The organism is Streptomyces sp. JNUCC 63, assembly GCF_054366325.1.
Map to the genome: position 1 here is coordinate 1,336,315 of NZ_CM135963.1, position 22,167 is coordinate 1,358,481.

At 68.5% G+C, this 22,167-nt stretch carries 15 protein-coding genes and 6 pseudogenes; 11 read left to right on the forward strand and 10 right to left on the reverse strand.

The window, feature by feature from the left end:
* Window positions 1–86: 86 nt before the first annotated feature.
* A pseudogene (locus ACX25U_RS06090) lies at window positions 87–377 on the reverse strand (response regulator transcription factor); the annotation flags it as partial.
* A gap of 118 nt (window positions 378–495) precedes the next feature.
* On the opposite strand from ACX25U_RS06090, the gene ACX25U_RS06095 reads away from it, so the two are divergent.
* The gene (locus tag ACX25U_RS06095) at window positions 496–1,275 is read left to right on the forward strand and encodes a hypothetical protein (protein WP_454389508.1); all 780 of its coding nucleotides are present in this window, start codon (window positions 496–498) and stop codon (window positions 1,273–1,275) included.
* Between the two features lie 410 nt (window positions 1,276–1,685).
* Here the strand turns inward: ACX25U_RS06095 and ACX25U_RS06100 are convergent, their stop codons facing one another.
* Window positions 1,686–1,970, reverse strand: coding sequence for a hypothetical protein (locus ACX25U_RS06100; protein WP_454389509.1), 285 nt, complete (start codon window positions 1,968–1,970; stop codon window positions 1,686–1,688).
* Between the two features lie 337 nt (window positions 1,971–2,307).
* Entirely contained in the window at window positions 2,308–3,537 is a 1,230-nt protein-coding gene (locus ACX25U_RS06105) for a carboxylate--amine ligase (RefSeq protein WP_454389510.1), read from the reverse strand.
* Window positions 3,538–3,876: 339 nt separating this feature from the next.
* Between ACX25U_RS06105 and ACX25U_RS06110 the strand changes: the two are divergent.
* Window positions 3,877–4,029, forward strand: a pseudogene (locus tag ACX25U_RS06110) (IS481 family transposase); the annotation flags it as partial.
* An 80-nt stretch (window positions 4,030–4,109) separates the two neighbouring features.
* Here the strand turns inward: ACX25U_RS06110 and ACX25U_RS06115 are convergent.
* Window positions 4,110–4,367, reverse strand: a pseudogene (locus ACX25U_RS06115) (helix-turn-helix domain-containing protein); the annotation flags it as partial.
* 571 nt (window positions 4,368–4,938) lie between these two features.
* Here ACX25U_RS06115 and ACX25U_RS06120 point away from each other — a divergent pair.
* From ACX25U_RS06120 to ACX25U_RS06135, 4 genes are all read left to right on the forward strand, one after another.
* A complete protein-coding gene (locus ACX25U_RS06120; RefSeq protein WP_454394116.1) occupies window positions 4,939–5,760 on the forward strand; it encodes a glycosyltransferase family 2 protein in 822 nt (273 codons plus the stop codon).
* Window positions 5,757–6,770 (forward strand): glycosyltransferase family 2 protein, encoded by a 1,014-nt coding sequence (locus ACX25U_RS06125; protein ID WP_454389511.1) that lies wholly within the window; start codon window positions 5,757–5,759, stop codon window positions 6,768–6,770. The genes ACX25U_RS06120 and ACX25U_RS06125 overlap by 4 nt, the downstream gene beginning before the upstream one ends.
* Before the next feature lie 184 nt (window positions 6,771–6,954).
* A complete protein-coding gene (locus tag ACX25U_RS06130; RefSeq protein WP_454394118.1) occupies window positions 6,955–7,728 on the forward strand; it encodes a polysaccharide deacetylase family protein in 774 nt (257 codons plus the stop codon).
* The gene (locus ACX25U_RS06135; protein ID WP_454389512.1) at window positions 7,721–11,692 is read left to right on the forward strand and encodes a lipopolysaccharide biosynthesis protein; all 3,972 of its coding nucleotides are present in this window, start codon (window positions 7,721–7,723) and stop codon (window positions 11,690–11,692) included. Before ACX25U_RS06130 ends, ACX25U_RS06135 begins: the two co-directional genes overlap by 8 nt.
* Before the next feature lie 243 nt (window positions 11,693–11,935).
* On the opposite strand, the pseudogene ACX25U_RS06140 reads toward ACX25U_RS06135, so the two are convergent.
* A pseudogene (locus ACX25U_RS06140) lies at window positions 11,936–12,150 on the reverse strand (transposase); the annotation flags it as partial.
* An 89-nt stretch (window positions 12,151–12,239) separates the two neighbouring features.
* Between ACX25U_RS06140 and ACX25U_RS06145 the strand changes: the two are divergent.
* Window positions 12,240–12,329: pseudogene (locus tag ACX25U_RS06145) on the forward strand (transposase); the annotation flags it as partial.
* A gap of 458 nt (window positions 12,330–12,787) precedes the next feature.
* Here the strand turns inward: ACX25U_RS06145 and ACX25U_RS06150 are convergent.
* Together ACX25U_RS06150 and ACX25U_RS06155 are read right to left on the reverse strand one after the other, a co-directional pair.
* Window positions 12,788–13,969 (reverse strand): NAD(P)-binding domain-containing protein, encoded by a 1,182-nt coding sequence (locus ACX25U_RS06150; protein ID WP_454389513.1) that lies wholly within the window; start codon window positions 13,967–13,969, stop codon window positions 12,788–12,790.
* Between the two features lie 115 nt (window positions 13,970–14,084).
* Complete coding sequence (locus ACX25U_RS06155) at window positions 14,085–14,597, reverse strand: hypothetical protein (protein ID WP_458633805.1); 513 nt, start codon at window positions 14,595–14,597, stop codon at window positions 14,085–14,087.
* Between the two features lie 181 nt (window positions 14,598–14,778).
* On the opposite strand from ACX25U_RS06155, the pseudogene ACX25U_RS06160 reads away from it, so the two are divergent.
* Window positions 14,779–14,991: pseudogene (locus ACX25U_RS06160) on the forward strand (hypothetical protein); the annotation flags it as partial.
* 52 nt (window positions 14,992–15,043) lie between these two features.
* Here the strand turns inward: ACX25U_RS06160 and ACX25U_RS06165 are convergent.
* Window positions 15,044–16,306, reverse strand: a complete 1,263-nt coding sequence (locus ACX25U_RS06165) for a GH39 family glycosyl hydrolase (protein WP_454394120.1) — start codon at window positions 16,304–16,306, stop codon at window positions 15,044–15,046.
* 355 nt (window positions 16,307–16,661) lie between these two features.
* Here ACX25U_RS06165 and ACX25U_RS06170 point away from each other — a divergent pair, with 355 nt between their 5' ends.
* Window positions 16,662–16,913 carry an integrase core domain-containing protein gene (locus tag ACX25U_RS06170; RefSeq protein WP_454389515.1) on the forward strand — a complete coding sequence of 84 codons (252 nt, stop codon included), beginning with the start codon at window positions 16,662–16,664 and terminating at the stop codon, window positions 16,911–16,913.
* Between the two features lie 253 nt (window positions 16,914–17,166).
* Here ACX25U_RS06170 and ACX25U_RS06175 read toward each other — a convergent pair whose 3' ends face one another.
* Together ACX25U_RS06175 and ACX25U_RS06180 are read right to left on the reverse strand one after the other, a co-directional pair.
* Window positions 17,167–18,927, reverse strand: coding sequence for an Hsp70 family protein (locus ACX25U_RS06175; protein WP_454389516.1), 1,761 nt, complete (start codon window positions 18,925–18,927; stop codon window positions 17,167–17,169).
* A 40-nt stretch (window positions 18,928–18,967) separates the two neighbouring features.
* Window positions 18,968–19,669, reverse strand: a complete 702-nt coding sequence (locus ACX25U_RS06180; RefSeq protein WP_454394122.1) for a hypothetical protein — start codon at window positions 19,667–19,669, stop codon at window positions 18,968–18,970.
* Between the two features lie 222 nt (window positions 19,670–19,891).
* On the opposite strand from ACX25U_RS06180, the gene ACX25U_RS06185 reads away from it, so the two are divergent.
* Both ACX25U_RS06185 and ACX25U_RS06190 read left to right on the forward strand, forming a co-directional pair.
* Window positions 19,892–21,466 carry an ISL3 family transposase gene (locus tag ACX25U_RS06185; RefSeq protein WP_454394124.1) on the forward strand — a complete coding sequence of 525 codons (1,575 nt, stop codon included), beginning with the start codon at window positions 19,892–19,894 and terminating at the stop codon, window positions 21,464–21,466.
* A 545-nt stretch (window positions 21,467–22,011) separates the two neighbouring features.
* Window positions 22,012–22,149, forward strand: a complete 138-nt coding sequence (locus ACX25U_RS06190; protein ID WP_454386227.1) for a hypothetical protein — start codon at window positions 22,012–22,014, stop codon at window positions 22,147–22,149.
* The last annotated feature ends 18 nt before the right edge of the window (window positions 22,150–22,167 follow it).

Below are 22,167 nucleotides of genomic sequence, written 5' to 3' on the forward strand. Positions count from 1 at the left end.
AGCGCCGCCAGGGAATCAGCTCGCATGGGCGGAGTGTTCTGACACTTGCCGGAGATGCGTCACTGTTGCCGACACGAACCCGCCGCTCAGCACCCATGAGGCCGAGCCAGGCCGTGGTCATAGGCGAAGATCACCGCCTGGATGCGGTCGCGTGCGCCGATCTTGGCCAGGACGCAGCCAGCATGAGTCTTCACCATGGACTCCGACAGGACGAAACGGGCGGCGATCTCGCCGTTGCTCCAGCCCTTGCCGACGGCGACGAGGATCTCGCACTCACGGTTGGTGAGGGAACTCAAGCGCGGGTCCTCGGCGGAGCCGTCACCGCCGAGTGGCACGAGACGGGCGAACTCGTGCAGGAGACGGCGGGTGAGCGCGGGGTGAAGCTTCCCCTTGATCGTGGACACCTGGAGACTGGGACGTGTGAGCCCGGAGGAAGCAGTGCCCGGCAGGTGGTACCGGGGTACTACGGCCTGGTGTTCCCCGATCACTTGGGGAATGGTTGCCCGTTCGACCGCGCGGAACCGCCCCGTCGACGAGATTCCGGGCACCGAGCAGGCTCTGACTGTCACCGCCCCGCCCGCCGCTTCGAACCGGCCCCTGGGCGGAGAGTCGGGTGGTCATACTGTGCGCATGAATTCCGGGATACTTGAAGCGATCCTTTACTGCCTGCAGTTCAGCCGGGAACTGGGCGATGAGGAAGTCGAGCGCATCAGTCGCATGATCCTGGAGCAGCCGTTCTACGATCTCACCGTAGAAGAGCAGTACGCCGGGATCGAGGCGGCACTCGCCGTGGATGCCTGGAAGAACGACCTGTCCTGGCAGCCGCATGACGAGCCGTCGGTCCGGAACTTCCTGCGGCGTCTGCTGGAACGTCTGGACGCGCTGCGGCCATGGCAGGAGCCGCCGTTCCGCAGCCTTGGGCTTGGCCGTTGGGAGGAGTTCAAGCACGGGGCACTGCTGGCCCGCGTACAGCTGTACTCCCCAGCTCAGGACCAGATGCACGCGCGCCTGCGCACCGTGCCCGGGGACGAGCACCGACTGCGGGGAGTGGTGCTGCGTCTGCGGTCCGGCGACGAAGTCGCTCTGGTGGCACCGCCACTGCCGAACGGAGACGACGCGGTGCTGATGGCGGTGCGGCCGCACCGGCCCGCGCAGAAGGTGATCGAGGCGTTCCTGACCCATACGGGGTATCCGCGTGGACGGGTGTCCCCGGCGGGCCGGTGGCGGTGGGGAAGGCGGAGCGGTGGAACGCTGCCTCCGGGGCTGCGGGGCTGAACGAGCGAGCCGACCCGGCGGCGGCCGGCATGCTGGGAGGATCGGCACCGGGAATGTCCTGATACTCGGCGGTGCCGGTATACCGCCGGTCCTCCGGTTCTCAGTGCACATCCCGCCGATCAGGTCGCTGCAGCACGAGACGGCGCGATCCTGCCGAGCCATCTCAGTTCCCGTCTCGTTCAAGGGCTTTCATGGAGGACGACAAATCTGCCGCATGACATCCCTATAGGGGATGCGTCAGCACCAAGGAGATCTCCGGGCCACCACGCTCCACAGCGCAAGGGCGCTTACACCCGTGGCGCTGAACTTGAGTCATACGGCTCCCGCGGGTATACACACGTTCGGCGGCCCTGCTCCGCCGGTCGAAAATCCACCGTGCGAGGGGCGGTGAACAGATGCTGATGTCCGCGTCATGAGGCCCGCCTTCTCGCCGTACGGCTGCGCAGCCGCTGTACCAGTACCAGCAGGAAAATGAGCAGGCTCAGTGCGGCGACGGCTGCGACCCCGCCCCAGGGAGACCACCTGTGCGCAGCGAGCATCGCCTGGGCCACGAGGAGGTTGACCGCGAACGCCCCTGCCAGGGCCACCACGAGGCGGCCGGCCGGTTCCAGGCCGTGCAGGGCGGCTCCGATGGCGGCTGTCGGTGCCGCGAGGAGGAAGAAAAGCATGAACGGGCCACGCAGCGGCGAGTTCACGTCGGTGAAAGCAAGAACCGCGCCTACCCCTCCGGTGGCGGCCGCGCCTGCGAGCAGCAGGCCTCTCCCCCAAGGTTGCGAGAGCCGCCGGGTGTCTGGTGCCGGTGGCTTGATGCCGGTGGTTTGCATTGACGATTTCACCCCGAAGTGTCCTATGCCGGACTTCAATGTCGCGCAGCCTCCCGGGACCGTCAGAACGCGGAAGGAATGCGGGAAGCGTTTTTCCAAGTGATCTGAAAGGCTGTTTCACGCAGACCGGCAACAGTGGAGAGGCCGTGGGGGCCGGCTCCGACAACGGCTACGGGCGTCGTCATGAGGGGCCCCGTCGCGTCGTGGTTCAACGTCGTGACCGGTACATCTGCAGCAGGTGCTTGGCTCCCGGCCGCACGAAGCGGGCGAGCATGGTGACGAACGGCTTGAGATCGTCCGCCGCCAGCCAGGCCAGTTCGGTGCCGCTGACACGGGCGGGTGCGTGCGGCGTGGTGTAGCCGCTGCGGCGGTAGGCGAGGAGCGCGGGCAGGTCGATGTTTTCGACGACGAAGCGGCGGCCCTCCCGTTGCCCGGAGCGCGGGATCTCGCGCCCGGTGAGATCGAGATGCTGGGCACGTACGACATCGATCCCGGCCACCGACTCAAAGAGCCGGAATTGGGCGCCCATGCGCGGGTTGAAGTCCAGCAGCTTGTAGCGGCCGTCCCGGCGGTCGTAGCGCCAGTCGAGGTCGGCGATGCCCTGGAAGCCGACGCTCTTGCAGAACTGGGATGCCAGTTCTGCGAGTTCGGGATTGGCGACGACATACGCGCAGGCCGTCATCCCGGCGTGCGGTGGCCAGGAGCGGACCTTGACCCCGGTGAAGATCACTGGCCCGGCCGCGTCCGCGCCGAAGTACGCGTGCACGATCCAGTCCTCCGCCTCCTCCCGGGGCAGGTACTCCTGCAGGATCACCCCGGGCTTGGACCCCCAGCCGCGCGCGAGCTCCAGCAGCTCTCGCGGCCCCTCGATCCGCGTGGTGCCCGGCACGGCCGGGGTACGGCGCCGCTCGAATGCCTCCCGGTTCTTGGCGACGATCGGGAAGCAGGCGCCGGCGGCGAACTCCTCGATGTCCTCGTACGAGTCGGGGAAGGCCGCCTGCGGTGAGGGCACCCCGTACTGCACGCACAGCTCGTGCAGCCCCTGCTTGCTGGCCAGCCGCCGGACCAGGCCCGGATCCTCCACACGCGGGAAGAGGAAGAACTCGGCCAGCTCGTCGGCGTGCTCGGAGACGAGCACGGCCGCCTCCTCGTCGGACGGGATCAGCACCGTGGGGCGCCCGATCCGGCGGCCGATCCTGCGCAGCCCCTCGACCAGCCGCTCCGCCGGCTCCTGCCCGGTGGTCGGCCAGACGAACCGCCCGCTCAGGTAGCGGGATGCGGCGGCGGGCGTGCAGCGGTCCTCGGTGATGGCGTACATGGGAACCCCGAGCCTCCCCAGGCTGCGGATCGCTCCCACCCCGCCATGGTGCAGCGGATAGTTCCCGATCTTCACGATCAGCCCCGGTACGGCAGGGTCGATCGCGAACCCGGACCCCACCACGGACTCCCCCCCAATGCTCCCGGCGTTCACGGCCCACCTGCCCCGACCACGACCTGAAAGAAACCTGAGAGGTCGCGCAGACACGTCGGCTGTCACGGGCGTCGCTTCCGGTGTCGCATACGTTCCTCCATACATGTTCGAGGCAGATCCGAGTACTTGAACCAGATTGTCAAGAAATTTACCAATCGTGCCGCTCAGACACGCCGACGACCGTACGTAGCCGCGGACGACGTGCGACTGGCGTTCGCGGCATGGAAGAACCAGCAAGCTTCGGCGGCGAGTTGGGCTTGGTCACGGGCTCGGCGGTGCAGGGGCGGGCTGCGCTCGAGGTCGGCGTTCCACCGGCTGCTCGACGACGTCATCATCGACGACGCCGAGGTCCTCAACGACAAACTGCGCGAGTGGGAGGGCTGCTACGACTACCATCGCCCCCACGGAGGCCTCGACGGCCGGACCTCCTACGAACGCCTCGAGCAGAAGACCACGACCTCAGGCGTAATCGGTGATCGGCATTGGCGCACCGTCAAGCTCGCAAGCCCATCGGTGTCTGTCAGACCGGGGCAACTTCACTTCGGCCGACCGCCCTTGTACCTCGGACAGAGCGAGTCGAACCCATCGGCGTTGAAGTCGTGGATCACATCCCGGACCCGGTCGTCGCTGGTGAGGGCCACCTCGGCGATCTTCGTCACGGGCATGTCCTGCGCGGATAACAGCACCCTCCGGGCCCGCCACCAGGTCACCACCGAACCGGTGCCCCTGCGGACGATCCGCAGCAACCGCCTGCCCTCGTCGTCATCGATCTCCCGGACCCGCACACGCTCGGCCACGTGATCATTCCGGCCGTCCGGTGCGCCCACTACGGCAATCGAATGACACTTCACCGAAGGGCGAACGTTACCTGTTGCGGCGCCGGCGCGGCCGGCGCCCGGATCTGCGCGTCCCGACGCCGGGGTGAGCACGACGAGTTCCTCCCGCGGCAGCGACTCAGGATCCGCCACCGCAAGATCCAACCACGCCGCCACACAGTCCCGCTCGCCGGGCGTCACCAGCGGCCATCACACTGCGATTACTCGCTGAATGTTTGCTCACCGTCCACGGCTGGAGAAATCGAGAAACGATCTCCGCGAGTCGCTCTGCCTGGAACCACCCGCCCCACTATTGTCCAAAGTCGCTGGACGGATCGTCCGGAGCGAATGGACGCTCCCGGGATCCGACTCCGCCCGTCCGCCCGTCCATGCCCTTCACGTAAGGAACCGCCATGCTCGGCATGCGCGAACTGGACGCGAGTCGCAAGCCGGACGAGGAGCCGGATCGCCCAAGCGTGGGCGGTCCATCGGAAGAGAGGACGGTATTGTGAGTTCTGATGTCCGCCGGACGGCACCGGGCCAAGACCCGCCTGTGCCGCCGCCCTCAGGCGGCAAGACTCCTGAGATCGCGAACGCACTAATTCCGGGGCAGTATCATCCGATCTCTCCCCACCTCGCGATTGCGCCACCGGTGAGTGTGGTGATCCCCGCCATGAATGAGGCGAAGAATCTCCCGTACGTCTTCAAGAGACTTCCGGAGTGGATTCATGAAGTGGTGCTGGTGGACGGCAATTCCACCGACAGCACGGTTGAGGTAGCTCGAGAGCTATGGCCAAGTACCAAGGTGATCCGCCAGATCGGCAAGGGCAAGGGCGACGCGCTGACTACCGGCTTCAAGGCCTGCACCGGCGATATCATCGTAATAGTCGACGCAGACGGCTCGGCGGACGGTCAGGAGATCGTGTCTTATGTCTCCGCATTGGTCTCCGGTGCCGATTTCGCGAAGGGCTCGCGGTTCGCCAACGGTGGCGGCACCTCGGACATGACGCCGATCCGCAAGCTGGGCAACCGGGTGCTGTGCGCGATCGTCAACGCCAAGTTCGGCGCCCGCTACACCGACCTGTGCTACGGGTACAACGCCTTCTGGCGGCACTGCCTGGACAAGATCGAGCTGGACTGCACGGGCTTCGAGGTGGAGACCCTGATGAACATCAGAGTGGTCAAGGCCGGGCTCAAGGTGCAGGAGATCCCCAGTCACGAGTACCTCCGCATCCACGGCGCCAGCAACCTGCGCGCGGTGCGGGACGGATTCCGGGTGCTGAACGTCATCCTCAAGGAACGCTCCAACCGGCGTGCGCTGCGCCGGCGGCCGCACGCGGTGGCGCTCAAATCCGTTCAGGGAGAGATGTCTTGAGCAACACGGACATCTCCGTGGTGATCTGCGTCTACACCGAGGACCGCTGGGAGGACATCCTCGCGGCGGTCTCCTCGGTGCGGGCGCAGTCCCGTCCGGCGCGCGAGACGCTGCTGGTCGTGGACCACAACCAGGAGCTCCTGGACCGGCTGGCTCAGGAGTACAAGGAGGCCGGGGACGTGCGGGTGCTCGCCAACGCGGGCCCCCGCGGCCTGTCCGCCGGCCGCAACACGGGCATCGCCGCCTCCCGCGGCGAGGTCATCGCCTTCCTCGACGACGACGCGGTGGCCGAGCGGGACTGGCTGCGGCACTTCGCCGAGGGGTACGCCGACCCGAGGGTGATGGCGGTGGGCGGCCGTACGGTGCCCGTCTGGGCGTCGGGCCGCCGGCCGGCCTGGTTCCCGGAGGAGTTCGACTGGGTGGTGGGCTGCACGTACAAGGGACTGCCGCCGGGCCGGGTCCGGGTGCGCAACGTGCTCGGCGGCAACGCCTCCTTCCGGCGCGGCGCGTTCGACGCGGCGGGCGGCTTCGCCACCGGCATCGGACGCGACGGCGACAAGCGCCCGCTGGGCTGCGAGGAGACGGAGCTGTGCATCCGCCTCAGCCGGGCCAGACCCGACGCGATCCTGCTGATCGACGACCGCGCGGTCATCCACCACCGGGTGCCCGAGCCGCGCGAGCACTTCGCGTACTTCCGCACCCGCACCTACGCCGAAGGCCTGTCCAAGGCACTGGTGGCACGCAGCGTCGGCGCCGACAAGGGCCTCGAGTCCGAGCGCCGTTACACCACCCGGGTGCTGCCCGCCGGGGTGGCCCGCGGACTGCGCGACGCCCTGCTGGCCCGCCCCGGCGGCGCGGGCCAGGCGGGAGCGATCGTCGCCGGGGTTGCCTCGGCGGCCGGCGGATATGTGGTCGGCAGCTTCCGTGCGCGCAGGGGCGGCGTCGCGTTCCGCGTCGCGTTCCGCGTCGCGGCGGCCGGGGAGAGCCCGGACAGCAAGGGGGCAGCATGAGCAGGGTCAGACGCGCTTCCAGCCGACTGTGGCTCGTATCCGCACGGGATCAGGTCCGCGGCGCCACGCTCGAACGCCCCATCCGGGCCTGTTCGCGCCGTCGGCCCACCAGGCCCGGCCATGGGACCGCACCTCGTGTCCCGGACGAAGGCGGTGCCGCGTGAACCTACCCGTGCCCATCCTCATGTACCACTCCGTCGCGCACACGCCGAACCTCGCCACCCGCGCCCTGTCCGTGGCACCCGAGGCGTTCGCCGAGCAGATGGCGCTGCTCGGGGACGGCGGATTCACGCCGCTCACCACGGCGCAACTCGTCGCCGCCTGGCGGTCCTCGCGGCCGTTGCCGCGGCGCCCGGTCTTGATCACCTTCGACGACGGCTACGAAGGTGTGCACCGGCACGCCCTGCCCGTGCTCGCCAAGTACGGCTTCGTCTCCACGCTGTTCGTCTCGACCGGCTGGATCCGGGGCGCCCACGACACAGGCGGCGGCCTCGACACCATGCTCGACTGGGACCAAGTGCGCGCACTCGCCGACGCCGGAGTGGAGGTCGGCGGGCACAGCCATACGCACCCGCAGCTGGACCAGCTCGGGGACGAGGCGCTCTGGTGGGAGCTGCTGCGCTGCAAGGAGATCGTGGCCGACGAACTCGGCACCCGGCCCGCCTCGTTCGCGTACCCGTACGGGTATTCGAGCCGCAGGGTGCGTCGCGCCGTGCGCGAGGCCGGATTCACGCAGTCCCTCGCGGTCGGCAATGCCCTGGCGCGGTGCCGACAGGGACCGTACGCACTGCGGCGCGTGACTGTTCGCCGCACCACCGGGATCGACGAGTTCGCACGGCTTGCCCGCGGCCGGGCCATCGCCCGTACGTTCGCCGGGGACCGTGCCCTCACAAAGGGGTACGCCGTGGTCCGCGGAGTCCGAAAGATTTACCGGAAGGCAACCTGGACCCGTGTCTGACGCGACCACCGCCCGGACTGATTCCTCCGATCCCTCCGTGGCCCCCACGGCCGAGCCACAGCCGACAGCCGGCCGGAAGCTGCGTCCACTCGAACGGGGCGGGGGTTCTGGCGGCGGCAACCAACTGTTCCACAACGCCTATGCGCTGATACTCAACACCGGAATCAGCGCGGTGCTGGGCCTCGGCTTCTGGCTCGCCGCCGCGCGCTACTACACGGAGGACGCGGTCGGCCGGGGCTCCGCGGCGATCGCAGCGATGAAGTTCCTCGCGGGGCTCACCGCGGTAACCCTCACGGGCGCGCTGGCCCGCTTCCTTCCGGTGGCGGGCCGTACCGCGAGCCGTCTGATCTTCCGTACCTACGCGGCCAGTTCGGTGATCGTGGCGCTGGCCGCGGCTGCCTTCCTGCTGACGCTCGACGCATGGGGCCCCTCATACCACTTCCTGCACGGGCTCCTCAGCGGCCTCGGCTTCATCGCCGCTGTGGTCGCCTGGTCGCTGCTTACGCTGCAGGACGCCGTGCTGACGGGGCTCCGCAGCGCGCTGTGGGTGCCGGTCGGCAACACCGTGTTCTCCGCGGTGAAGCTGGGGCTGCTGGTCGCCCTGGCGGCGGCCCTCCCCACGACCGGCGTCTTCGTGTCGTGGGTGGCATCCATCGCCGCGTCCGCCGTGCCGCTCGGCTGGCTGGTGCTCCGGCGTCTTGTGCCGCAGCACATGAAGGCGACGCAGGGCCAGACCCAGCCGCCGACGCTGCGCAAGATCGGCCGGTTCCTGACCGGCGACTGCACCGGCTCGCTGTTCTCGCTCGCCGTGGTCAACCTGGTCCCAGTGATCGTCGCCGCCCAGGTGAGCTCGGCCGACAACGCGTACTGCTACATCGCCATGACCATCACCAGCACGGTCAATATGCTCGCCATCAACATGGGCGCGTCCCTGACCGTCGAGAGCTCGCACGACCCTGCGCGGCTCGCGGCGAACACCCGGGCGGCGCTGCGCCGGATGGTGCGGATCATGCTGCCGGTGTGCGGGGGACTGTTCCTCGGCGCGCCGGTCATCCTGGGCATGTTCGGCGGGGGGTACGCGGACGCGGCGACCCCGCTGCTTCGCTGGTTCGCGGTCGGCGCGCTGCTGCGGGTCGTCATGGAGATCTACTTCGCGGCGCTGCGCGCGCAGAGCCGCACCTCCGGACTCGCCTGTCTCCAGGGCCTGCTGTGTGTGCTGGTGTTGGGGCTGACGCTACTGCTGCTCCCCCGAATGGGCCTGACCGGTGCGGGTGTTGCGGAGGTCTCCAGCCTCTCGGTGATCGTGGCCATCGCGGCGCCCGGGCTCTACCGGATCGTCCGGGCCGACCCCCCCGCAGCCGTTTCCGCGGCGTTGGACGGGAAACCGGCCGACCTGGACACCGCCGACGCGGCGACGCGGCCCCGTGAGGGGGTGACGCACCGCGGACCGGCCCGGGCGCTGAGTACCTCCCTCGACTCGACCACCCCGACGCCCGGTGTCCAGCCCGACGCCGACCACCTGGAGCGCAGACCGGAGGTGCAGCCAGGGTCCGGCACGCCTGCCTCCAGGACGCCCTCGCCCAACGGCCCGCGGCGGGACGGGGACGCCGCGGACCACCGGCCGACGCGGGCCGGCAGGCCTTCCCTCGCGCTGCCCGTCCCGCGGAACGAACCACATGCGGCGCCCCCGCCCCTCGACAAGCCGGAAGGCGGGGAGGAGGGAAAGGCGCCGCCGGGGTCAGGGAGTGTTCCTGCGGCGGAGGTGCCTTCCTGCGCGAAGGAACCCCCGCAGGCTCGGCAGTCCGGGAAAATCCTGCAGGCCGGGTGCGCCCCGAAGGCCCGGCGGACTTGGCAGGTCCGCCGGGCGAAGGGGGGCCGGCATGCGAGGAAGGGCGAGCAGGCCCGGGGCAATGCGTCGCAAGATCCGTTCTCTCACAGCGCCGGGTACGCGCGCGTGACGGCCGGCGGCACCGTGGTGGCCGTGCTGCTGGCCACCGCGCTCGGGTTGTACTGGCTGCCCGCGCTGGGCCTGCACGACCGCGACCTTGACCGCATGGACGGGCTCGGGCTGGTATCCGTCCTGCCCGGGCCCACCTTGCTGGGCGCCGCCCTGTTGACCGTCGTCTTCGCCTCGCTGTTGTGGATGGACCGGCAGCACCGGCTCCTGCTGCCGGCCGCGCTTCTTGCCACCGTGGTGTCGCTGCACGCGCTGCCCGCGGTCATTGAGACCGAGCCGCGGTTCGCGACGGCCTGGCAGCACCTCGGCTTCCTGGAACACATCGACAGGACGGGCTCCGCCCTGCCCTACCTGGACGCACGCTGGAGCTGGCCCGGCTTCTTCGCCGTGGCCGACTTCGTCGCCCAGGCATGCGGCGTCACGGACATGACCGAGGTCATTCGCTGGTGGCCGGTCGTCATGCAACTCCTTTATCTGGCACCGATGTTCCTGCTGATGCGTTCCATCCGGGCAGGCTGGCGCGCCAAGTGGGCCGGCGCTTGGATCTTCGTCATGGGCAACTGGGTCGGCCAGGACTACTTCTCCCCCCAGGGCTTCACTTATCTGCTGTATCTGGTCTTCGTCGCGATGCTGCTGGTGTGGTTCCAGCCCCCGCACGTGCTGGGGACCGGGCTGCGCCCGGGCGAGGTGGAGGTCAAGCCCACCAACCGCCGCCAGCGCACGGTGCTGCTGCTTGTCGTGATCGGCCTGTTCGGGACGACCGTCTCGGCCCACCAGCTCACGCCCTTCATGATGCTGGGCGTCCTCACCGCCCTTGTGCTGCTCGGCCACTGCGAACTGCGCGGGCTTCCGATACTGTTCGCGGTGCTGGTCGCCGTATGGGTGGGCTTCGTCGCCGAGCCTTACTGGTCGGGCCACTTCAACGAGCTGTTCGGCGGTTTCGGTGGCGTCGGCAGCAATGTGTCCTCATCGGTGTCCGGACGCATCAACGGCGGCAGCTCGGCCCACAAGCGCGTGCTGTACGCACGCTTGGCGCTCGCCGGCGGTGTCATGGCGATGGCCTGCTGGGGCTGGTGGCGCCGACGCAAGGCCAAGTATCGCGAGCGGTCGCTACCAGTGCTCGCCTTCGCGCCGTTCCTCGGCTTCGGCATGCAGTCCTACGGCGGCGAAATGGCGCTGCGCGTCTTCATGTTCGCCCTGCCCGGCGCGGCGCTGCTCGCCGGTCTCGCGCTGTTCCCACACACGAGTGTCACCGCGGCGGAGCGGAACCGCGGCCGGGTCGGGCCGGCCCCGCTGGCGGCGCTCCTGGTGGGCTTGTTGCTGATGGGTGGCTTCCTGGTGGTGCGGTGGGGCAACGAGTCCTTCGATCGTGTGCGGACCGGCGAGGTCGCGGCGATGGACTACGTGTATGCCCGCGACGATCCGACGGTGCGTCTGTTGTGGATGAGCAGAGACACGGCGCACGACGTGACGCCCGCCCTGCCGTGGGGCGCGCGCGACATGGAGAAGGTGCACTACGTCCCGACCCTCGCGCCCACCGATCCGATGCTGGTGTCGAACCTGGTCAAGGCGCTCAAGGACGCAGGACCCCGCTCGTATCTGATGATCAACGAGAGCCAGGCGGTCCTTCTCGAACTGAACGCAGGTTACTCGGCGACCTGGAAGACCCGGCTCATCCGAACCCTGGACCAGCGCCAGGAGCTGAAGAGGGTCTTCACCAACGACGACGCGACGATCTATGCCCTGCGCAAGGAGCCGGACGGCAAGCCGGTGAACGCCGATCCGGGGCCGAACGGCCCGCGGGTGACATGGACGCCGTGGTCGGTGGTGGGTGCGCTGGCGGCCGTGGCGCTGATCCTCCTGCTGGTGGTGCGTGAGGTCGTGCGGGTGGCGATGGCGCCCGGTGTGCGACAGCAGCGCCGGCTGCAGAGCGGCTTCCTCTTCTCGCTGCCACTGCTCGTGGCACTGGTGGCCTCGCTGGTGGAACGGTTCTCGACCCTGGCTTGACAATCGGCACCCGCAGCAGGACAGAAGGCCAAAAGCCCCATGAGCAAAGCAGCAATGCCCAAGCGGACAGCGCGCGGCTCACCAACACCGTCCACGCCGGGCTGTCCCGCCGCCCGCCGGTCGCTGGAGGGTCCACGCCATCCGCACCAAGGCCGACGAGGCGAACTCGGTCGGCTTTGGTCCAGATCCGACCCCCATCAAGGCCTGAACGGACGGTCGTTCCGGTTGCGGACACGTGCTTCGCGCAAGGTCGCGCAGAAGGGCCATACCGAGCATCGCATGGTGGACGCCATCTCTTTTCAGACGGCAATCGCGGGCGATCTTCCAGGCTTCATCCGCACGAAGGCATGCTCAACGCGAGCACGGACACGACGGTGCGGGGCGTTGTGCTGCTGCTTCCATACCGTCTCTCGCCGCCCGGAGCCCGCCGGTAGGACGACAGGCCCGGTGCCCCGGTAGCGAGGTCACGCGCCCACGGCTCGTTGACGTCGAAGACAGCGACCGGCCCGTGCGGCCATGGTCGCTCTGCGGCGCCTGCCCGTCGCCACCGGTGCTGCGGGCCGGCTCGTTCTTCCCGTCCCTCCTGGAACAGCGCCGCCGGATCGACCAGGCCCTGTTCGCCGTGGTGATGGAGGCCTGCTTGGGGCGACGCTGCGTGCCTGCCTCACCTCCCACTCATGCGGTTGTGGCGGTCCCGGCCACCGGCCGCGGTCGACTGTAGAAGTCCGGGAGCGACGCCGGGCGGCGAAGCGGCCCGGGCTGCCGGAACAGACGGCGTTGAAGCGCTACGACCCCTGGGAAGCCCCAGCACGGTGAGGTTGTGCTGTACAGCAGCAAAGTACAGCAACCGCCGCGCCAGTAGTTCGCGTCGAGGGGGCGCGTGAGTGTGTGACTGCGTGACAAAGCCGACGAACAGTGGCGGACAGCCGCTCGTCGCCGCAGCGGCGGTCCCGGCACTCGCGTGGACCACCGCTGCGGCGACGACAGAGAAGCTCCCCTCACTGCCGCGTCACCAGCTGACGATCGAGGCCCGTCCGATACAGGCGCGTCGACTCGACGGCCGGTCGGCCCGGGGCCGTCCGACCGGCCGCCCGGTCAGCCCCTCCTGTTCGCGAACACAGCGGCGGCCAGCCGCGGTGCCGCGAATTTCGTACCGCACGTGAACCGCAGCAGCGGTCCGAAGGTCGCCGCCGCCTGGATGCCGGTGAAGTACAGGCCAGGCACGGTCGACTGCAGTCCGGCGTCCAAGGCCGGGAACCCACCCGTACGTGCCAGTTCGCACCGCGCCTCGGGAGCGACGAAGTCCAGTGCGTCCAGGTGGACCCGGTAACCGGTGGCGGCCAACACGTGGGCAGTCTCGATCGTGCGGGTCCGTCCATCGCCGTCCCGGGTGGTCAAGGTGACACCGTCACCATCGCGCTGGGCTGCGATGACGTGCTGCCCCAGGTGCACCGGCACCACCCCGTCCAGGCGCGGCTTGAGCCACCAGGAGCCGAACGGCCCCAGTACTCGCCGCACCAGCCGCAGCCGGGTGGCCTTGGGCAGGAAACGGAAAGCCGCTGCCTGATGGACAAACGCGTACAGGCCCCAGGACCGCCCGAGAGGGGTGTCCGGCTGCCAGTGCGGCGGAGGCGTCGGCCCAGCCCCGAACACCAACTTGTCCGTGCGGGCGACGAGCTGGACACGTGCCCCGGCCTCGTGCAGCAGCGCCGCGCTCTCTTGCGCGGACTGCCCAGCACCGACGACGACCACGTCCCGGCCGGCAAACTTCCCGAGGTCGGCGTGCTGGGAGCTGTGCGAGACCAGCCCTTCAGGGACGAGGGCGGACAGCGGTTCGGGCACGTACGCGAATCCGTCCAGGCCGCTGGCCACGACGACTGCCGCCGCCCGCCGCTCCTCACCGGAGGCGAGCTTGAGATGGAAACCGTCGGCCTGACGGTCGACGCCGAGCACCCGGACGTCTTCCACTTCTGGCACCCACTGTTCGGCGAACCACCGCCCGTAGCGGACGAACACCTCGACCGGCACCGCATCGTGTCCGGTCAGCCGGGTCTCCCCCGTCTGCCGGCAGTAGTCATCCAACGTGAACCCTTGCTCCGGCGCGGACAGCACCGACGCGCTCGGCGGCGACTTCAGCAGCATGCCCGCGGGCATGTTCTCGGCCCAGCTCGCCATCGGCGAGCCGAAGACCCTGACGTGCAGGCCGCGCGCCGTGAGATGCGCGGCGGTGGACAGGCCGTAAGGGCCCGCCCCGATCACAACGACCGTCGTGGACATGTAGATCCTCCTTGAGGCAGCCCGCGAGGCAGCCTCGTAAAGTGCGAACTCTGGCCCGTGCGCGGATGCGCAGCCGACCGCCCGATCAAGGACACAAGGTGTCCACGACCGGCCTTCAGGCGGCTGTGCAGGGCATGCCGAGAGGGGGGCCTCTGCGTACGACGCAGTCCGCCGGCATGAGCTCATGCGGGGAAGCGCGTGCGGGTCCGGAGAGTGGGAGTGCCGTCGCAGGTGCGATGACCGGGATTTCGGCGCCGGGACGCGGGAAGAGCATGCTCCACAACCAGGCACACAGCGAGCGCAGTTCGGCCGCCGCCGTCCGGAACAGGATGAAGCTGCCGTCGTCTGCGCCGTGCAGCAGGAAGGCAATCAGCACCGTCATGGCGACATGGGCCATCACCATGGGCCAGGACCCGGACAACCGGTCGTACGCAGGCGCTGCGTTCGCGGTGAACCAGCACACTCCGAGCGCCTGCGTGCCCAAGGCGAGCCCCAACTGACGTGTGATGAGGCTCGGTCGACCAGAGGCAGGAAAGGCGAGGGCGAGGAGAAGCCCGGCCAGGACCCCACGGTCGGCCCAGGATGGTGAGACGTCGAACACGACGTGGTGTCCCGCGACCGCCAGCACGGTGCCCGTCACCGAGAACACGCTCGCCCGGGCAGCCGCACCCCCCACCGAGACCGGCACCCGGCCGGAACGTCGCATGCGGGACACAAAGGTCGAAGTCTCCATGGCCCCACCCATCATACGGGGTTGACTCAACACACTGTAATCACCCCACTACCTTCAGTGAAGGTTCTGCATTCAGCGGGTGCCCTGGACACCGTGGTCGGTGGTCGGGGGGCTCGCAGCCGTGGCACTGGTCCTGATGCTCACGGCCCGCGAGGTGCTTCGGGTCGCGGTGAGACCCGGCGTGCGTCAACTGCGGTTGCTGCAGAGCAGCTTCTGGTTCTCCCTGCCCCTGCTCGCGGTGCTGCCGGCCTCGCTGGTGCAGCGGTTCCCGACCATGGGGAAGGGCTGATCGTCATCCGGCGTACGAGGTGGAGCGGATCGGCGCGGGAGCCCCATGCGGCTCAGCGCTGAAGCCACTTCACCTCGTACGCCTTCATGTCGAACCTCTTGCCGTCGACCTGCGCGCCGATCGTACGGTCGAGGGTGTTCACCACGAGGACGACCTTGTCGGTGGCGAGGACCCGGACGTTGGGGACGTCGTCCTTGGCCACCGGCACCGTCCGGTACTCGGTGCCCGGGGGGAACTCCTTGCCGAACCGGGAGACCAGGTCGTACATGGGCAGCGCCTTGCCGCCGCCCGTGGTGTCGGTCGGCGTCCAGAGGCAGCCCGGGCAGTCGGTGCCCTTCTCCTCCTCCGGGTTCCAGTAGAAGCCCGAGGAGGCACCACCCTTGACCATCGCGATCATCCCGGTGGCCTGCACGGCGACACGGTGGTCCTCCGTCCAGCCCTTGCGGTCGCCGTTGCCGTCGGCGGGCTCCACGTAGTACTCGGCCCACCACAGCGGCAGATCGTGGGTCTGCTGCCGCACCCAGGCACCGACGGCGGTGAACTTGTCGGTGGCGGCGAACTCGTCGGGCAGCAGGTCGTCGTCCTTGGTGTAGCTGGAGCCGTCCACGACGACGAAGTCGGCGCCCACCTTGTTCTTGTTCCAGTAGGCGAAGGCGTCCAGGACCCGCTGGTCCATGGCACCCCAGGGGCCGCGCAGCGTCGTGGAGGCGTCCTGTTTCTGCCGCGGGTCGACGCTGTCCATGACGAGGTACGGGCCACCCACCATGATCTTGGGGTCGACCTGCTTGAGCGCCTTGTATACGAGATTGTACAGCTCGGTGTAGCCCTCGTGGTCCCAGCGGGCCTTGGAGCTGTTCCAGAAGCCCTTGAACTCGTTCCAGACGACGAAGTGGCGCACGTCCGGATAACGTTTGGCGACGGTGGCGGCGAGGGTGGCGAAGTCCTTGAAGTGATCCGGCGTCGGGGCGGTCTCCAGGGCGGACCGGCTCCAGTTGGTGTTGTCGGCGCCCGCCTGGCCGCCCTTCATCCAGTCCGGGGCGCAGCACAGCGTCACGACCGGGGTGCCGCCCGACTTACGCACGAAGTCGATACGGCGGTCCATCTCCTCGAAGTCGTAACGGCCCTTGACCGGCTCAGGATTGCCCACGCCCCACCCCATGATGTGCTGGTTCTCCGGCATCCCGGTCCCGGAGAGCAGGCCCTCGACGTGCGTGGTGGCGCTGTCGCTGCCCTCGTCGGCGCTGTACTGCGTGTGCGTGAAGCCCCAGCCGGCGTCCGGTTTCGTCTGTTCGGACGGAGTGGCCGAGGTCAGCATCGCCAACGCCACCGCCCCAGTGGCCAACGCGGCCAACCGTCCCGTGCGAGCGTTTCGAGTTGTGTTTGTCCTTTTTCCTCGCACCGCTCCGTCTTTCTCTCACAAAGGTGAATGCTCGCCTGCGAACGCAGGAAGGAACGCGAATACCGGGCATCAGAGGCACCGCGAACCAAATGAGCGCCGACCCTCTGCGCTCTTGATCGCTAAACACCCTAGCGCTCGACCTGTACGCCCTCTTTGATTGCTCGGTGGCGTGTCGAAGCCATTCCTTCCAGCCCGAGCAGCAGCGACGTATTGGGTCTTTGGTACTCCTCGAATCGGGGGGCAGATTTGCTCCTTATGGCCGCCGAACGAGGTGCGATTCTCACCGTCGGCTCTTTTTCCGCAATCACTGATTCAAGATGGAGGTCAGCTTCCTGAGAAGAGATCACGACCGGCAAGCCGACTGGCTCGGTGCAAGGACTTCGACCAGGTCGAGCAGGCGATCTTCCAATGGGTCACGTGGTACAGCGAGGAACGGCTCCACTCCGCCCTCGACTACCTACCGCCTGCTGAACACGAACACGACTACTGGCGGAAGTCGGAGCAAGCCCCGCAGTCCGCCTGAAACAAGATCACCGGACTCTACGAAACTCGGGGCAGCTCACGTCACCATGGAGCCTGGTCCTCGTTGTCCTCGTCAGTGTCGGAATCCTGGGGCCAATCCACCGCCTCCGGCGACCACCCAGGGCGACTCTGCTGCGCTATTCGCGCCAACTGCGCAGATGGAGTAGACGGTGTCCATCCGCCGCCTTCCTGCCGCAGCAGTGGAGCGAGCTATCGGCGCACCCGGAAATTGCGCAACAGAGTCCAGCGGTCGGTCAAAGTCCCCCCGTCACCACTCCCTGCGGCTCGCCGTTGACCGTTACCGCAGGGTCGGCCTCCACCACGCGCACGGACATGTCGATCGGTGCGGGGCGGGCGTTGGCCGTTTCGGCTGCCGAGAGGTGTCGGACGTTGGAGGAGCCGTCGGCGAACGGGCGGACGGTGTGGGCCAAAAGGCGGGTCAGCTCATCGTCGAGGCCGTGCTGCAGTGGGGTGCCGTCGGGGCCGAAGGAGTCGATCTCACGCTCGGCAAGCACCACGCCGGTCTCCGCGTGGGTGGCGGTGAAGCGCAGGATGCCGCTCTCGTTGTAGCGGAACTTGATCTCGATCTTGTTCCGGCGGGTGTCCTGTTCGCGGGTCGGGAGATTCACCTCGATGTTGGCCAGGGGGAAGGCACGGTCGCTGTCGGCCGGGTAGCCGACCTCGCCCTCGATCACCGGCACGCGCACGAAGGAAGCGCCCGGCGTGTCCGGGTAGAAGTTGGCCGAACCCTCTGCGGGGAGCGTGGCGTTGCGTCGGATGATGGCGCGGAAGCCCTTCTGCTCGCCCGCGCTCACGGCCGTTCCCAGGTCGTAGCTGGTCACCAGGGAGAAGTCGCTGTCGTCGCCGAGTTCGCCGTCGAGGGAGGCCGCATAGATGGCCGCGCCTCGGGCGACGGCGGTCATGGGCCGGCACAGGCCGCTGTCGACGATGCGGTCGTGGCCGAGGAGTTCGCCCAGGGCGTGGCGCACCTGGGGGATCTGCGAGGTGCCGCCGATCATCAGGACGGAGTCGATGTCGTCCGGGGTGATGGCCAGGTCTTCCAGGGCCTGCTGAACCGGCTCCAGGGCACGGGTGATGAGCGGGGTGATCGCCTCGGTGTACTCGGCCGCGGTGATCCTGACCTCGCGCCTCGAGATCGAGGGGGCGAGGCCGACCGGGAGGTCGAAGAAGAGCGCGCCGTCCACCGGCACGGAGGACAGGGCGATCTTCGTCAGCTCGACCGACCGTCGCCACCGGCGTCGTTCGGCCTTGGTGAGCAGGTCCGCGGTCAGGCCGATCTTCTGCTGGATCAGCTGGGCCAGCGCGTTGTCGAACTCCAATCCTCCGAGGGCGGTGATACCGCGGGAGGTCTGCTCCTCGAAGAGGCCGTCGTCGTATTCGAGGACGGTGACGTCGATGGTTCCGCCGCCCCAGTCGAAGACGAGGAAACGGCCGGGGATCGGGACGTCGCGGACGTACGAGATCGCAGCCGCGGTGGGCTCGTTGAGCAGAGCCCGGACCTTCACTCCGCCGAGCGCTGCCGCGGCACGGGTGCGGTAGCGGGCGCCGCCCGTCGCCTTGGCGGGGACGGTGACGACCGCGTCGGAGAGGTCGAGCAGCTGGGCGGAGACGCCTTCCTTCATGCGGCTGAAGAGGGAGGCGGCCGCGACCGTGCTGTGGAACTTCTCCGAGCCGACCCAGACGTGGTGCTCCTCGAGCTGGACGGCGGCCTCGAGACCGTCGACGTCGCCGTCCTTCTCGGCACCGGAGCGGGTGCCGAGCATGCGCTTCACGGCATCGAGCGGCTCGCTGGTGCCGGTCTTCGCCTCCCAGCCGAAGCAGAGGGTGCGCTGGAGGTCGCGGACGGACAGCACGGAGGGGAAGAGCTGCTCGAACTCCGACATCTGCCACTGGGCGGGCACGTTGTCGCCGTCGACCGGCAGCACTTCGGTGGTGTGCCCGTTCCAGTGGGCCACCACGGAGTTGCTGGTGCCGAAGTCGATACCGAAAGTCATCGCGTTCCCCACCGCCGACAGGACCTGACCCGCAAATCAACTAGCCGTGCAGCCAGACCCGCAGCGGACCGACCGCCTCGAAGCCATGGCGGACGGCGGCGTCCAGGTCCGCGCCGCGCTCATAGCCAACCACGGGCAGGGTCGGGAACAGCCGGTGCACTGCGTCCAGCACCACCGGCCAGGCCCGGTCAGCGCCGCCCTCCACCGCGAAGACGTTGGAGATTCCGACCACATGGTCGTTGCGGCTCGCCACCGCCCCGGCGGCCACCAGGCCGTCAGCGGAGTGTCCGACGAGCACGAACGTGGCCGGGTCAGCGAGCAATTCGGGCCGGAAGAGGTCCGCGTTGCCGTCCCCGTCATCCCAGGCAAGGGCCCAGGCCCGCAGCATGTCCCGGTCGCTGACCACATCCCAGGCGAGATCCGGTGAGGTAGTCGGCGCGCTCGCTGGGCGGTGGATCCACTGCGCGTCGAACAGCACCTTGAAGCCGGCCCCCGCCAGGTCGAGGTCGGCGAAGCTGTCCTTGACGCAGGCGCCGGGAGCGGCGGTGTCGATCCGCTCCACCAGCGCGGCGGCATCGGTCCCCGGCACCAGCGTCACCGCGTCGGGGTAGTACAGCGGCGGTCGGGCCGGGACGGCCCAAGCCTGCAACCCGAACTCGCCCGTCAAACCGTGCGATCGGCTCATCGACGCGCACCACTCGGCGTTGTTGCGGGCGGCGGCCCGGATCACGTACTGCTTCATCGCCCTCACGAGTGCGCATCATGGCCTGTCCCGGCCCGGTCCGTCGAACAGTTTCCGTCAGCCACAGGACGGACGCCCCACACACCCCGTCCAGCTCCTGGGGAATTACGGGCTCTGGCGCTGATCTTGTGACGCTGTCGGTGTCAGTGGTGGCTGTGATCATGGCTCGCGTGTTCTTCGCGGAGTTTCGAGGTGTTGTTCCCTCATCTGGCTGGTGTCGTGGTGGAGTTGGTCGAGCGGGCTGCGGTCGGGGTGGTCACGATGCGTGCGCGGGCCCGCTCGGCGGGTGCGGACTGTCCGCATTGCGGTAGTGCGTCGGGCCGGGTGCACGGCCGGTACATGCGACGGCTCGCGGATGCCGCGGTCGGTGGGGCCAGTGTGGTGATCGAGCTGCTGGTGCGGCGGTTCAAGTGCCCGAACCCCGCGTGCCCGGCGGTGACGTTCGCCGAGCAGATCGCGGGGCTGACGAGCCCGCATGCCCGCTACACGCCACTGGTGCGTAAGCAGTTGACCTCGATCGCTCTCGCGCTGGCTGGCCGCGCGGGCGCTCGCCTGGCCGGGGTGCTGGGCCTGCAGGTCGCCAAGGACACGCTGTTACGTCTGGTCCGCGCCACGCCGGAGGAACCCATGGGTGAGATCCGCGTGCTCGGTGTCGACGATTTCGCGCTGCGGAAGGGCGATTCGTACGCCACGATCCTGGTGGACCTGGAGAGGCGACGCCCGGTGGACGTGCTGCCCGGCCGGGATGCCGAACCGCTGGCTGCATGGTTGAAGGGCCATCCGGAAGTGGAGATCATTTGCCGGGACCGGGCCGGAGCCTATGCCGAGGGCGCCCGCAGCGGAGCCCCGCAAGCGGTGCAGGTCGCCGATGCCTGGCATCTGTGGCACAACCTCGGCGAGGCCGTGGAAAAAACTGTCTCCGCCCACCACGCCTGCGTCCGGACCGCGTTCGAGAACACCGTACCGACAGCCCCGCCAGCCAGCGACGATATCTGGCAGACGTCACCGCCGGCACCGGCTGCCGAGATGCTCGACGTCTGCGGACGAGAGCGCCGCCTGGTGACCCGGACCAGGGAACGCTACGCCGCCGTGCGACACCTCCTGGACGACGGCAGCACACTGGAGGAGATCTGCCGGAAACTCCGGCTGGACCGATCCACCGTGCGCCGCTTCGCCCGCGCCACCAGCGTCGACGAACTGCTGGTCAAAGCGACGAACCGCTCCACCATCCTGGACGAGTACACGCCCTACCTCCACCAGCGGTGGAACGAGGGCTGTCACAACAGTGCCCAGCTCCACCAGGAGATTGTCGCCTTGGGCTTCGCCGGAAGCATCCAGACCGTCCGCCGCTACCTCCGCCCGTTCAAGGCCGCCACCGCCGCGCCACCCGTGCACCGTCCGGCTCCACGGCCCCGCCGCATCGTCCGCTGGATCATGACCGACCTCGGAAACCTGACAGCCGATGATGCCGCCGATCTCAAGGAGATCCGGACCAGCTGTCCCGAACTCGACGCCGTCACCCACCACGTCCGTGACTTCGCCGCCATGATGCGCGACCTGCGGGGCGACCAACTGCCCGCCTGGATGGAGCGCGTCCTCGCCGACGACCTGCCCGCCCTGCACTCCCTGATCAACGGACTGAGCCGCGACATCAACGCTGTCATGGCCGGGCTCTCCACTCCCTGGAGCTCCGGTCAGGTCGAGGGACAGGTCACGAGGACGAAACTACTCAAAAGGCAAGGGTATGGACGAGCCAACCTCGACTTCCTCCGCAAGCGCATACTCCTCACGCCCTGACCCGACTGCGTCCACAAGATCAGCTCCAGAGTCAAATTTCATGATCTCCGGAGGGGCAAGACAATCACTTCGATGGTGTTCAACTACGACACGAACTACCGCACGAACAAGGATGAGATGTGCGTCAAGTAATAGCCGACGGGGTCGTGTGCGTCGTTGACTGGAACCCTTCAGAACCCCCTGAGTTGACGACAGTGGCCGTTGACGGCGAGAGAGTCGACAACGCGGAGCGGGTGGCGGTCTCCGCGTTGGCCGGGGCGTCTGGGTTTCCGTCCTTCATGGAGCTGCCCGCGTCTGTACGGCGGCGCCTCGTCCGCGCGTGTCGGCCCGTTCCGACTCTGGGCATGTACTGTGTCATCGAAGATGAGCAGCCTGGCACCGCCACGCACGACTTCCTACGCGGCGCGATCGCGGACACAGCGGTGCACTTCTTGTCGCTGCGTCTCCGGCAAAAACCGCTTCATGTAGTCCTCGGAGACGCCTCCGAGGAGTGGCACGGTGCACTTCGGTCGGCTTCCTGGGCAGAGGATGGGCAGCCTCACTTCGTGGAGAGCTCATCCTTCCCGGGCCTGCTGGAGCTGGTCAGGCTGACCGCCGTAGTCTGCCGCGAGACGCTGACCGAGGTGGACGTACCGAAGGACGAAGACCTGCTGGACATCTACGACGAGTTCACGGTGGGTTGACGGGAAACGGGCGGATGG

Bases quoted from the DNA above. Each gene is read 5' to 3' on its own strand.
- ACX25U_RS06095 (WP_454389508.1), top strand. From the start codon at position 496: ATGGTTGCCCGTTCGACCGCGCGGAACCGCCCCGTCGACGAGATTCCG.
- ACX25U_RS06130 (WP_454394118.1), top strand. From the start codon at position 6,955: ATGTACCACTCCGTCGCGCACACGCCGAACCTCGCCACCCGCGCCCTG.
- ACX25U_RS06150 (WP_454389513.1), bottom strand. From the start codon at position 13,969: ATGTCCACGACGGTCGTTGTGATCGGGGCGGGCCCTTACGGCCTGTCC.
- ACX25U_RS06165 (WP_454394120.1), bottom strand. From the start codon at position 16,306: ATGCTGACCTCGGCCACTCCGTCCGAACAGACGAAACCGGACGCCGGC.
- ACX25U_RS06175 (WP_454389516.1), bottom strand. From the start codon at position 18,927: ATGACTTTCGGTATCGACTTCGGCACCAGCAACTCCGTGGTGGCCCAC.
- ACX25U_RS06180 (WP_454394122.1), bottom strand. From the start codon at position 19,669: ATGAAGCAGTACGTGATCCGGGCCGCCGCCCGCAACAACGCCGAGTGG.